Origin of the sequence: Calothrix sp. PCC 6303 (assembly GCF_000317435.1) — a bacterium.
In the GTDB taxonomy this organism is placed as follows: Bacteria; Cyanobacteriota; Cyanobacteriia; order Cyanobacteriales; family Nostocaceae; genus PCC-6303.
On the sequence record NC_019751.1, the window covers coordinates 4,904,414 to 4,917,977 of the forward strand.

Sequence of the window (13,564 nt, forward strand, 5' to 3'; positions counted from 1 at the left end):
ATTTTTATGACGGTAGATCAAGAAAAACTGATGACTTCGGATAACTTATTTAACAAATCATACTCATTATAGGGTTTAAACAGGTATGCCTTAGCTCCCAGTTGAAAGGCTAATTTTTGATAGCGATCGCTTGTTTGGGAGGTTAGCATAGTTACTGGTATACGTTTCAATTGTGAATCAGACTTGAGATATGCAAGCAACCCATAACCATCTAAGCGTGGCATATCAACATCACAAACTATGCCATTGACAATTAAACCAGCTTGGAGTTTTTCCCAAGCATCTAATCCATCTTCAGCTTGTTCGACAAAATATCCAGCTTTTTCTAAGGTTGAGGCAAGATAGCGGCGAATATTGATTGAGTCATCTACTAGTAAAACTGTCGGCTTCGACTTTCTAGCACCTAAAGAGGGAGGTTGTTTAGTTGTCACCTTTTGATGCTCACGGGAAAGTATTTCATCAAGGTTTACCATTGGTACAAGACGACCATCATCCAAAATTGTACAGTTACTCAACTCAATTGGTAAAGGTAAATTCCCTTCAATAGCTCGAATTTCTACTTGCTGTTCTCCACAACAATGCTCTACTTGTAAAGCGGAAACTTGATGATTTTGTTGAATTACAACCACGACTTGGGAAGTTGATTTTTTTCTTTTAGGGTTTTTTTGATGATAGCGAGGACAATTAAATTGCCAGTAACGATTCAAGCGGATTAACGGCAACATCTCATCTTGGTGACTTAAATATTCTCGTTCTCCAATTGTGACAATTCTCTCTTCTGGAGATAAAAATATGGCAGCTACTGCTTCACTAGGGACTGCCACCAACATGCGATCGCTTTCTAGCAGCAACACCCGTAACACCGATAAACTTAAGGGAACAGACAGTGTAAAACTAGTTCCCATCCCTTCTACTGTATCAAGGATTACCTCTCCGCCAATTTCTTTGACTTTACTTCGTACTACGTCCATACCTACACCTCGTCCAGAAAGGTTACTTACTTCCTCACGAGTGCTGAATCCAGGTTCAAATATTAAGTCTAGTATGTCTTTCTCACTGGCTTGTTCTAATAATGATGCATCTAATCCCATATTCAAAGCCCGTTGACGTACTTTGTCTAAATTAACACCCCTGCCATCGTCAGATACGGTAATAACTGTACGGTTTTGTTGGTGAGTAGCAGAAATTTCAATGATCCCAGTGTCTGATTTACCACTAGCATGACGTTGTTCTGGGGTTTCAATTCCATGATCAAAAGCGTTTCGCAAAAGATGTAATAATGGCTCTTGTAAGGCTTCAAGAATATTACGTTCCAGACGAATATCTGCACCTACTATTTTCAATTCTGCTTTCTTGTTATGTTCGTTGCATAAATTGTATAAAACTCTGGGAAAACGTTCTAATATTTCCGAAAGAGGACGCATTAAAACTTTAGAAAGAGATTCTTGTAGTTGCTGTGTATTTTTATTTAATGAATAATTAATTCTGCCTGTATCTTCCAGGTGAGTTTCAATATCTGTAGCTATTTCTTGAATTTTTACAGTAAAAGCATGTAGCAAAGGATTTTGTGTCGCTATTTTTGCCTCATACTGTTGTCTTTCTAAGTCAGAGGCTTGCTTATTTAAATAATGAGCTAGATGACGTAATTGTTCCAGTTTTAAGCTCAATTGTTGACGCTTAACAACTAATTCGCTGGAGTAATTATTGATTTCTTCCAGTTGTGTAAACGGGACGCGAATTGTATTTTCAGTTGGTTCAACTTTGGCAGGGGTAAATATAGGAATATCAATTACTTTTGGACTTTCTGGTGTCGGATAAATAGACCCATGATTATCTAAGGATGTTGGCAATAAATCCAATTTATTTTTAAGTACTAAAACCTGTGATAATCGCCAAGATTCTAAAGCTAAATTACCTATCTTCAAAACTTCATCTTCACTATCACTTTGCTTGAGTTGATTAGTAAATGATTCGCAAAGCTGAAGAAAATTGGCTAGATCAAACATGTGTCCTAAGCCACCTAGCTGCGATGAAATTGTAGACAATTCATCACGTAAGTTGTGAGGTTGTTCTTGTAATAAAACTTCAACTTTTTGTAGACATTCTTCCACTTGGGTTTGGAATATTAAAACAATAATATCTTGGGAGTTATCTTCTGTTGCTAAGATGGTTGAAGCATCTTCTAACTCCGAATCTCCCAGTATTTCATGGAGTTCATTAAACATCTCATAGCATTGAGTAGCTGGTATTTCTACATCTATTGAGTCAATTGGGAGATTAATAATTTGTCGAAATCTATCAACAATATTTAGAAATAAATTTTGAATATTTGCATCAACTTTTAATTGACTTTTGCTAGTTTTTAAAGTTTTAAAGTTATCTTCTAAAATATGAGCTAAGTCACTTAAAATATCCATATTTATCATTGCTGCACCTCCTTTAATGGAGTGAGCAGCCCGCAGAATTATATTAATCTCTTGAATATCTATTTTTTGATTTTCTCTAATTCCTAATAAGATGTTTTCTATTGTTATTAGGTGTTGTTTTGTTTCTTCAATAAACTGTAGTTGAATTTCTAAATCTATTTGATTGAACATATATCTATATCTTTGTAATGATTAAATAGCTATGTTAAACAAGATGAAATCAAATTATTAATTTCATCGGAATATTTGACGAATATTAAGAAATTCCCTATTTCTAAATTTTGACTTAGAATAGCTAGAGTAGAACTAAGTAAGTCGGCAGAAATAAACATAACTTTTTGAAAACTATTTGGCAGGTAGAATCACCACAAATGTTTATACTTACCCCTACTACCCTGTACTGATTACAATTTTCGATACCAATCTACTTAAGTTCTCAGAAGTTATCCACCTAAATAAGCTAGAAATGCTAAGTAATTTATCTGTTGAGAAAATCTTGATTGAAACATTACTCATATTTTCCAGCTTGCAGAATCAACTAACCTTAAAATCTTCCATACTCCCTCGCAATTGTTCTGAAATATCTACAGCTTTCTTAAAGGAATCTGAGACATGTTCTGACTGAACTTTGGTTAATTCTGCTATTTTCACTGCTTCTGTTAGGTTATGCTTTACTTCCTGCGATAATTTCACTTGTGAAACTGTAGCCAATGACATAGAACTTGCTAAAGTATCTATTTGATGGCAAAAATTGAGAATTTCAGTTAAGTTTACTTTTGTCTCCTCAATCGAGCGTGTTCCTTGCGTTAATTCTTGATATTCTAATTCCATTGCTTGTGTTAGTTCGCTAGTTTCTCGTTGAATGTTAGCGAGAATAAATTCTATTTCACTAGCAGATGAAGCACTACGGTTGGCAAGGATTTCGATTTCCTCCACTACTACTGAAAAACCATGATTTCCAGAATTATTACGTGTGGCTTCAATTCCTGCATTAATAGCGAGTAAATTGGTTTGTGTTGTCACAGAATTGATGATGGAGATAACCTGTGATATTTTTTGTGAGGCTTCACCTAGACGCTTAATCTTTTGTGTCATATCACCGATAGTATCGTGGAGTTTGACTATGTTATGGCAGGTTGCATCAATTGCGCTGCTACTTGCAGCAGCAGTTTTGGAGATATGTTGAGTAATTTCGGTGGTTTCTTTGGCACTCTTAACTACTGTTTTAATGGAGTTTCGCATTTGTGCGATCGCATTCCAACTCTGATGGAGGTAATCTAGATGTTGGGTTGAATTTAACTGCAAGTTTTCATCTACAATTCGAGAATTTTCCCCCATAATAGTAGAAATATCCGTAGTGTAATTCTGCACCTGCACAACAATATTCCTTAGCTTTTCCACAATTACATTAAACAACTGGGCAATAGCTGTTACATCAGGATTGCTAGCTTCTGCCTGTACCGTTAAGTTTCCATAATTGACTGACTCAACTTGAGATAAAATCAAGGCTAACTGTTCTCGTAACTCTCCTTGCTGCTGTTGTTGGTTTTCCAAAAAGTTTTCGGCTGAGTAACATGATTTTTTAGCTGTTGCAATTATATTTGCCCTTTCTAGTGCTAAACCAACTAATCGGGAAAATTGCTCAAATAATTCAATTTCGGATTTCTGCCAGTTTCGTGGTTGTGAACACTGGTGAGCAATTAGCAAACCTAGCAATTTTTCCCCAACAATAATTGGTGCTACTAAGTTTGCTTTAATAGCAAAAGCTTCTAACTGTTGTAGATAACATTTTCCGAAAGAAGCTTGATAAACATCGTTAGTTGCTTGCACACTACCAAGTTTATACTTTTCAACATAATCTACTAAACAAGGTTCATATAATTTCACCCCCATAGCACAGGGAAATCCTGCAACTACTGATTCTGCAATAATTTTTCCGTGCCAATCTTCGTCGAACTGGTAAATTACAACCCTGTCAGCTTTCAGCCCTTGTCTAATATCTTGAACCGCCAAATTATAGATTTCTTCCGTATTCCAAGAATTCGATAGGTGAATGGCTAAATTTTTTAATGATTGGGCATCTTCCAAAAGAGATATTCTTTCTAAGGAGCCTCCAATTTGAATTGCTAACTGTCTAATGAAATTCATTTCTTGTGGCTGCCAAATCCTCGGTGCTACACAATCATGAACGATCAAAAAACCAAAATTTTGATTATCTTTGAAAATAGAAGCGATTAAACATGCTTTAACTTCTAACTCCTCAATTAAATATAAATCTTCTGATTCTAAATTCAAGTCGTTAAAGCTATTCACTGCCAAAATATGATCACTGATATAGTTATCTGTGTTTTTAGCAGTATAAATATTGGGAATAGTTAATTTCTGACTACTAACAAAATTCGATCCGCAGGATTCTGCTAGCACATTACCATGATTTTCATCTGTATAAGAGTAAATTACTACTCTCTCAACATCTAAAGCTTGCCTTACCTGCTTAACTGTAGTTTCTAGCAAACATCCGATATTTCGTGACTGGCGAATAGACATAAAAGTATGGCTAAATTGCCTCAATTGTTCGGCTTCTTTTTTTTGCCGTAGTAACAGTTCTTCCAACTGTTGCGCCATTTCATTAATATTTAGATCCAAGCTAGTTAATTCATCTTTTCCTTTAACTGTTAATCTTGTTTCTAATTTACCTTTCGCCAGTTGCTTTAAAGCATCATTAGCACTAATGAGTCTAGCAATTAGACGATTTGCTATACTTGCAGCAATTCCACTGGCTAAAAGTACTGTTATGAGTAGTCCTAAACCCAAAATCAGCAATAATTGCTGTTGCATACCAAAAGCTATATTTTTATTAATGCTTGAGACAAATTGCCATTTCAAGTTAGGAATATTTTCTGCTTCTTGCCAAGGTGCGTAGGCAGTTAATTCATCTTTGATAATCAGCGAATTAACTTTTAACTTTTCCCAATTATTAAAGACATCTTTAGCTTCTTTGCCGATTACATTTGTATCGCTAGCTAAAAATATTTTATTTGTTCCATCAATTAAATAATATTTTCCCTCTTTAATCGGAGGCTGATTCAGCATTTTAGAAATGGACTTACCTGGTAATTCTGTTTTGATAATGCCATCTATTTTTCCGGAAGCATAATTTTTTATGGGAACAGCTAAAACAATTTTTGCTTCTTTACTAGCAGTCTCAGTGGCAATAACTGGTTGACTAATAAATGATTTATTTGTGTTTATTACTGACTGAAAGTAAGAATCAGTCTTTTGATTTCCCAAAACTTTATCCTGAGTCTGAGTCAGGACATTTCCGTTTATATCTACTAAGGCAATATCATCATAGTAATTATGATTAGTTTTCCAATTTTTTAACCTATCTTGAATCTTGGTGATATTTTTATTCTCAGCGTTAGCTAAAAAGTCCTGTTCAGCAAGTGACTCTAACTCCTCTTTTCTTTCTAATACGTATGATTTAACATCAACTGCAATGCTATTGACTTTAGCTTTTTGTAGCTTAGTGGCATCCTCACTTAAAAATTGATGAACTAATACGTAAACTGCTCCTCCAATTACTAATAGAGGTAAAGCACTAATTATAGTCGTAAATATTGTTACTTTAGTTTTTAAACTCAAGCTTTTTGAAAATGAATTTAATGGGCTAATATTTGCTTGTGACTGAGCTTCATTAACAGGATTAATGTTTTTGTCATCATTTATTTTTTGTGTACTATTTTCACTGATAGGATTAATTTTTTTAAGCATAAAATTTACTCTTCTCCTTTGAGAAAATAAAGTTGATGATATTATTTTTGATTAAGTAGATGCTTTTCTAACTCCAATGTAGCCAACCTCTTTGAAGACAGCTTTTAATAATTCAGCCCGTGTGAATGGTTTAGTTAAATATCCCGAAGCCCTTACCAATTTTGCCCTGGCTCTATCTATTAAAGCAGTTCTACCTGTCACCATAATGATTGGTGTATCTCGGAAATCTGGATGCTTTCTTAATAGTGAACATAACTCATAGCCATCTAAATTTGGCATTGATATATCCAACAAAATTACATCAGGTTTGCTGCTTAAAATCTGCATCAAAGCTTTTAGCGGATCCTCTACTCCTATGACACTGAATACCTGTGCATCCAAAAAGCCTTTAATTGCTTTAATGATTGTTGGACTATCATCAATACAAAGTACTTTATAAATTGGATTCGTTTCTGCTGGTGCTTCCGTCTTAGTTGAATTATGAGCGATTTTATTTGTTAATTCTTGCCCCAGATTGCTTCTTTGTTTGTTCTCAATGATTTTGTTAATTTGAGGAGAAAAATTGATGTTTCTTTGGGAATTTGATTTAGCTACAGATAAATGGTCTAATGAATATGGATAAGATTTCTCTGAATTGATATTATTATGCTGATATAAACTAGTTAGCGATGACATGCTCACATGACAAAATTTGGGCAAATCATCAATAGGTGTATTCAGACTAAACTCATATACTGCATCCGTAAATTTGGTAAATTTAGCAATTACTTCTAATGATAATTCCTCAACTATTTTTTGGGTTTGTAATTTACTAATGTAGCCTTGGTTAACTAACCAACAAATAGCTAAATAGTCTGTATTATCTATAGTTGATCCATCCATCTGACTTTCATAGATTGTTTGTACTGTTTGAAGAGTTTGACTATCTAAAGTCGAGATATTAGGGCTTAAATTTTGTAATGTGCTAAGAAAATTAGTCCAGATTCTACCTGAATATGTCCCATAAATCATGCTTCCTTCTTCCAGATAAATAGAGAGAGATTGTGAAGTTTCAATAACTTTCAAAGAACCTTTTTCGTAGTACTCAGCTATTTTGTTGAGGAACAATATATGCTCTTGGGGTTTAAAAAATTTATGTCTTCCTAAGTTAACAGTTTGCATTTTCATCAACCTTAATTTTTAAAGTTGTATTTGTAAAGTGATTATATGTGGTTGCCTAAGATAATTCTTAGATCTCACCGATGGTATCTGCCAAGATAAACCTCCTCTATTTTGATAACCGTAGTTTGTAACTTCAGATGCTGAATAGTTTTAGTTGGTAGTCTTCGATGAATCAAAGAAGCGCGTCTACTTTAAGTAGTAATGAGAAAACTCTGCTTTTTATAATGAACGCGTTTATATTGATTTATAAGAGATAGAGTTTATGCTAAGTTACCTGGGGATTGATTTCCTAGTAATAAAAATAATGCAATAATTTTTAACGCTCAATTGAGTATTTTTGTGACCAAAGTTAACATGGTACAAGCCTGCCCTTTGAAAGGGAAAAGTTTTTGCTTTCGCTTTTTTGGCTTCCTCCAAAAACCCGCCTTCTGCCTCCTGCCTTCATAGATGCTGTATTAGTAGTGATAGATGTATAAATCTGGCAATAATAATTAAGTTCGGTATTTTTTTCCCCTAATTGTTTGCTGGTTGAGAACAGTAAACAACTTTAAGCGAGGTGATTAGTTTTCTATAGTTACCTGATTTTGAAAAAAATGTTCACAAACTAAATTACACATATGCAAACAGCTTGATAGCTCCAAAAGCGCAATTTATAGTAACTGCTGATCAATACATAGTGTTGACCAGTGGTATTTATTTGCTGAGAAAGCATAACTAATATTACTGAGTTTACTATAAATTTGTTAAAAACTATCAACAAATTTGCGAAATTTACAGTTGATATTTAAAAATTTAAATATTGGTGAAATTATTGAGTTTTCCTCAAGGGACAGCTTTTGCTATGTGAGGCTTAACTAGTCTGAAGTTATACCGATTATAAAAATTATTCCAGCACGTACAAATTCTATAGGGGTTCAGCAATGCTAAACTACTAATGAGGTATTGCTCTTAGAGAACTCCACAAAAAAGATTATCCAATATTGTGGGATAGGCAGCGTTCGATGGTTCCTGAGCCTGTCTAAGGACTGAGCGCTCACGCCGAAGCCTTGCCTGTTCTTGTATTAGTAGCAGGCAAGATGAGATTTTTTTTATTTGGAAGTCTCTTATTCTTTTATGACTTTTATGAATGTCTGATGGTAGCTTGCTTCTTTCATAATTTAGGACTTAGGGAAGTGTCACAATCAATGATTGCTGCTTGACATTATAAGTCTGATTGCTTCGTAAAAAATTCCCGCAGCGTCACACACCCTACAGAAAAAATATGCCAGTTTATTACTTAACGTCTAAGTTAAAATTCATACGTGCATATACTCCTTGAGGGTCATTAAAGCTTTTGATAGTGGCAATTTCTTTTTGTAATTTTTGTAACTCTGAAAATAACGGTTCCGGTAGGTTATTTTTCCGAGGGTCAATATTGAGAGCGGTTCCTACTTCCTCGGCAGCTTTTCCAAATAGACGTTCTTCAAAAGTTCCGGCTTTGGGGAATTCTTGAATTTTCCAATTGTTTCCTAACTTGGCTTGGTTAGCAGCGTAAGAAATAGCTGCATCCACGCCACCAATTTCATCAACTAAGCCAATTTCTTTGGCTGCTGTACCTGACCAAACTCTTCCCTGGGCGATTTCTGCTACTTTTGTTTGGGGTAATTTGCGTCCTTGAGCGACTTTGTTGAGGAAAAGATTGTAAATTCGGTTAACACTGCGTTGATAGACTTCCAATTCTTCGGGAGACTTGGGACGGGATGAGGTTTGGCTGTCTGCGTATTTTCCGGTTTTGACTGAATCCCAGGTAATGCCGTTATTGTTGGCGATTTTTTGGAAATTAAGTAGTAGTCCAAATACACCAATTGAGCCTGTGATGGTGTTTGGTTCAGCAAATATGCGGTTGGAGTCTGTCGCAATCCAGTAGCCTCCGGAAGCGGCAACATCTCCCATAGAAACTACTACAGGTTTAATTTCCCGTGTAAGTCTGATTTCCCGCTGTATAATTTCAGATGCGATCGCACTTCCACCAGGACTATTGATTCTTAAGACTACAGCTTTAACATCTGCATCCTGACGGATTTTCCTAAATATTTTAGCAAAGCGATCGCCTCCCACTTGTCCATCTTCCCCAGCACCATCTACAATCTCTCCCTCAGCATAAACTAGGGCAATTTGATTTTTCGATTCTCGTTCTATTCCCAAAGATTTACCCGGAACTTGGGCATAATCTTGGATATTTATCTGTTGAAAACTTTTTTCTTTGTCAGTGACACTACTTAATTTCTTCAAATCATTGACTACTTCATCATAATAGCCAACTCTATCGACCAAACCTTGCTGTTTTGCTTGTGCTGCTTCTAAAGCGGTTTGGCTGTCGGCGATAGTTTGTAATTTTTGTGGATCAATTTTCCGACTTCCTCCCACCGTCAACCGCCATTCTTGCCAAATGTCATCCAATAGTTTCTGGGTTTGTTGGCGGTTTTCGGGGCTAAGTTTATCCAATATATAGGGTTCCACAGCACCCTTAAACTTGCCTACTCGCACCACCTGTACCCCAACTCCATACTTTTCCAAAGCACCAGTTAGGAACATCGGTTGAGAGGCAAAACCGTTGACTTCCATCCCTCCTAGGGGATTGACGACAACTGTATCTGCTACTGAACTCAAGTAGTATTCTTTTTCACCCCATTCCACACCATAGGCGATGATTTTTTTCCCTGCAGCGCGACATTTGGCAAGTGCCGCTCGAATTTCTTTCAGGGTGGCAAAGCCAGCAACACTACTACCTTGGGAAACATTAGTTGCATCTAAATAGATTCCCACAATTCGGCGATCGCGTTCTGCCTTTTGTAGAGTATCAATGATGCTACGTAGGGTCATTCGCTCTTTCACATTACCAGTGAGGGCTTCTTGAAAAACTTCGTTCGAGCTAGGTTCACTATCTGTAATATTTATTGCTAAGTCGAATACCAAAACTGATTTATCCTTGACTTGTGGACCAACATCTTTGGATGATGTAGCTGCAACGATTAACATTAACAGTCCTGCGGTTCCCAATCCACAGAAAATAGTCAGTCCCAGGAGACTACCTATTACGCTTGCAAAAGTTTGTTTGAGAAAGTTACGCATTATGTTTATAGTCAAGGATCAATAGTTTGAAATGGGAGAGGGCTAATACCTATGCTGCTAACATTTCCAGGTAATAGCCAGTTTTGTTCAACTCATTACTTTCTATTCTAGACGCTCTAAACTTCCAGAAGAACGAAGTTGTCGCAAATTGGTATTCCCTGTACAGAATAACACCGTTGTGATCTCAGCAATTAAAACTTCGGCTAAACTGTAAACCGCAGCTTCCGATTCTGTAGCTGCTTGGAGAAAGGGCATTGCCAATCCAGCAATGTCTGCACCAAGTGCGATCGCTTTAGCTACTTCTAGCCCATTGCGTAAGCCTCCGGATGCAATTAATGGTATCTGGGGGGCAACACCGCGAATATTCGTGATGCATTCTGCCGTTGGCAATCCCCAATCAGCAAAAGTTTTTCCCAAACGCCGCTGCATTGCAGTTTCTGCCCGCTCACTTTCTACTTTTGCCCAAGAAGTTCCCCCCGCACCTGCAACATCAATTGCTTGTACACCTGCTGCTATTAGATTTTGCGCCATTGTTGCTGAAATGCCATTACCTACTTCTTTGGCAATCACCGGAATTGGAACTTTTGAACACAGAGTATTGATTTTGTCAAGTAAACCATGGAAATTCTTATCCCCACGAGGCTGAATGCACTCTTGTAGGGGGTTGAGGTGTAAAATTAAGGCATCAGCAGCCAGGATATCAATAATCTGCAAACATTGATCAATCCCATATTGATAATTTAGCTGCACAGCTCCAATATTTGCCAGTAAAAGGGCATCTGGAGCATATTTACGCACAGCAAAGCTATCGACAGTTGAGGGTTTTTCCACCGCTACTCGTTGGGAACCCACCCCCATAGCTATTTTACAGTGTTGTGCAACTTGAGCCAAAAGTTTATTAATAATTGCTGCTTGTTCAGTTCCCCCTGTCATTGAGGAGATTAGTAATGGGGCATTAAGTTGTTTGTCCAAAAAGATGGTGCTAATATCAATGTCGTTATAATCAATCTCTGGTAAGCAACAATGGGTAAAGCGGTATTTTTCCAAGCCGTTAGTGGTGTGCTGAAATTGCACATCTTTCTCTAAACAGATGCGAATGTGATCAGCCTTGCGTGACTGCGTTTGTGCCGAGATATTTGCAGGAACTTTCACGGATATTTGTTAATTTGAGCGTTGTTATTCCCATTTTCTCAATTGAATTGGATTTTGGTAATATTGCAACCGGCAAAAATATATTTACTACCTACAATCCGTTATTAAGTCACTGCTTATGGGAATAGTAAACAGGAAGGGGTGTCATGACTTACGGCAAATTGTACGTTCGTTTTTGCGAGCCACAGCTTAATCACTTGTATTTACACTATGTCTAAAAGCGGACATTTGACAACAGATCAAAATAATTTAGATAATTCTCAGCTTGCTTTATTCGCACAAGTTTGGAACGCTGTAGAATGTGGTATGTATGTTCTAGAGGTGTTAAATCAAGGGGAAGAGTTTCGCTGTGTAGCACTTAACCCAGCAATGGAAAGAATAGTGGCGATTCCAGCCGAAGAAATCTTGGGAAAAACCATCACTCAAATGATGGATACTCTGGATACTAAAAATTGCCATGAACACTACCTTAAATGTTTGGATACGGGGAAAGTTGTCAGTTATGAACAAAAATTTCGGATCAATGGCAAGTTTAGTTACTGGCTATTGACAGCAGCGCCGATTTATGGTCTGGAAGGTACGATAGATAAATTGATAGTTACCGTCCATGATATCAGCGGTCGCAAAAATGCAGAAGCCCAAGTAAAAGAAAAAGAAGATTTTTTATTAAGCATCTACGATGGTTGTAGTACGCCAATTTTTGTCATTGATGTTTTAGAAAATAATCATTTTATAGTCGCTGGCTATAATACTGCCTGTGAAAAAATCACTAAATTGAGCAGTAGTGAAATCGCTGGTAAAACAATGATAGAGGTATTTGGCGAAGACATTGGTTCCCAAATGCAACGACTATATATAGAATGTGTTGCATTTGGATTGCCTATCACTTATGAAGAATATATTCTTGTGAATGGGCAAAAAGTTTGGGGGCTAACTACCATTAACCCCGTCAAAGATAGTAGTGGAAATATATATCGTCTGATTGGAACTACAACTGAAATTACAGAAATTAAAAATATTCAAGTAAAATTAGAAATAAAAGCTCAAGAATTAGAAGATACCATCAAAAAATTGGCTTCAACTCAATCTCAATTAATTCAAACCGAGAAAATGTCTTCTTTAGGACATCTGGTAGCTGGTATTGCCCATGAAATAAATAATCCCAGCAACTTTATATATGGAAATATCACTTTTGCTCAAGAATATATTCAGCGTTTACTAGATTTATTGGAACTGTACCAACAATGCTATCCTAATCCAATTAAGGTTATTAAACTTCAAATCAAGGCAATTGAGTTAGATTTTATCAGGGAAGATTTACCTCTATTGCTGGCTTCAATTGAAGATGGGGCTGAAAGAATTGCCGAAATAGTTACATCATTACGCAATTTTTCACGGCTTGATGAGGCTGAATACAAAAGTGTTGATATTCATCAGGGAATTGACAATACACTGAAGTTATTAGAATATCGTTTGAAATCTCAAAGCAGACGCGCTGAGATTAAAGTAATTAAAGAGTATGCTAATATTCCTTTGATATATTGTTATGTTGGGCAATTAAATCAGGTAGTTATGAATATTCTGATGAATGCAATTGATGCTTTAGAAGAAAGTGATACTGTACAACCTAAAATTGATATTAGTACAGAAATTGATCAGAACAAATTCTTTGTAATGACAATTAGTAATAATGGCTCAATCATTCCTCACAACATTCAACAAAAAATATTTGACCCGTTTTTTACCACAAAATCCGTAGGAAAAGGAACAGGAATGGGATTATCAATTAGCTACCAAATTATCACAGAAAAACATGGAGGGACTTTAGAATGTATTTCTGAACCTGATGTTGGTACAAAATTTATTATTAAAATTCCTCAATAACATAATTTAATTAGAATACAAGACAATAAAAGATGTCTGGGTTTTAGTAGTTGTTA

General features: G+C 36.1%; 6 protein-coding genes. 1 reads left to right on the plus strand and 5 read right to left on the minus strand.

Annotated features, from left to right (window positions below):
- Positions 1-17 precede the first annotated feature (17 nt).
- The 5 genes from CAL6303_RS19960 to fni form a co-directional block, all read right to left on the minus strand.
- On the minus strand, positions 18-2,597 hold the full coding sequence (locus CAL6303_RS19960; protein ID WP_015199643.1) for a hybrid sensor histidine kinase/response regulator: 2,580 nt from the start codon (positions 2,595-2,597) through the stop codon (positions 18-20).
- A 363-nt stretch (positions 2,598-2,960) separates the two neighbouring features.
- Positions 2,961-6,200 (minus strand): GAF domain-containing protein, encoded by a 3,240-nt coding sequence (locus tag CAL6303_RS19965; protein ID WP_015199644.1) that lies wholly within the window; start codon positions 6,198-6,200, stop codon positions 2,961-2,963.
- Positions 6,201-6,251: 51 nt separating this feature from the next.
- Positions 6,252-7,361 carry a response regulator gene (locus CAL6303_RS19970; RefSeq protein WP_015199645.1) on the minus strand — a complete coding sequence of 370 codons (1,110 nt, stop codon included), beginning with the start codon at positions 7,359-7,361 and terminating at the stop codon, positions 6,252-6,254.
- Positions 7,362-8,633: 1,272 nt separating this feature from the next.
- Positions 8,634-10,472 carry a signal peptide peptidase SppA gene (sppA, locus tag CAL6303_RS19975; RefSeq protein WP_015199646.1) on the minus strand — a complete coding sequence of 613 codons (1,839 nt, stop codon included), beginning with the start codon at positions 10,470-10,472 and terminating at the stop codon, positions 8,634-8,636.
- Between the two features lie 102 nt (positions 10,473-10,574).
- On the minus strand, positions 10,575-11,624 hold the full coding sequence (gene fni, locus CAL6303_RS19980) for a type 2 isopentenyl-diphosphate Delta-isomerase (RefSeq protein ID WP_015199647.1): 1,050 nt from the start codon (positions 11,622-11,624) through the stop codon (positions 10,575-10,577).
- Between the two features lie 210 nt (positions 11,625-11,834).
- Between fni and CAL6303_RS19985 the strand changes: the two genes are divergently transcribed.
- A complete protein-coding gene (locus CAL6303_RS19985) occupies positions 11,835-13,508 on the plus strand; it encodes a PAS domain-containing protein (protein WP_015199648.1) in 1,674 nt (557 codons plus the stop codon).
- Positions 13,509-13,564: the final 56 nt, after the last annotated feature.

Bases quoted from the DNA above. Each gene is read 5' to 3' on its own strand.
- CAL6303_RS19960 (WP_015199643.1), bottom strand. From the start codon at position 2,597: ATGTTCAATCAAATAGATTTAGAAATTCAACTACAGTTTATTGAAGAA.
- CAL6303_RS19965 (WP_015199644.1), bottom strand. From the start codon at position 6,200: ATGCTTAAAAAAATTAATCCTATCAGTGAAAATAGTACACAAAAAATA.
- CAL6303_RS19970 (WP_015199645.1), bottom strand. From the start codon at position 7,361: ATGCAAACTGTTAACTTAGGAAGACATAAATTTTTTAAACCCCAAGAG.
- sppA (WP_015199646.1), bottom strand. From the start codon at position 10,472: ATGCGTAACTTTCTCAAACAAACTTTTGCAAGCGTAATAGGTAGTCTC.
- CAL6303_RS19985 (WP_015199648.1), top strand. From the start codon at position 11,835: ATGTCTAAAAGCGGACATTTGACAACAGATCAAAATAATTTAGATAAT.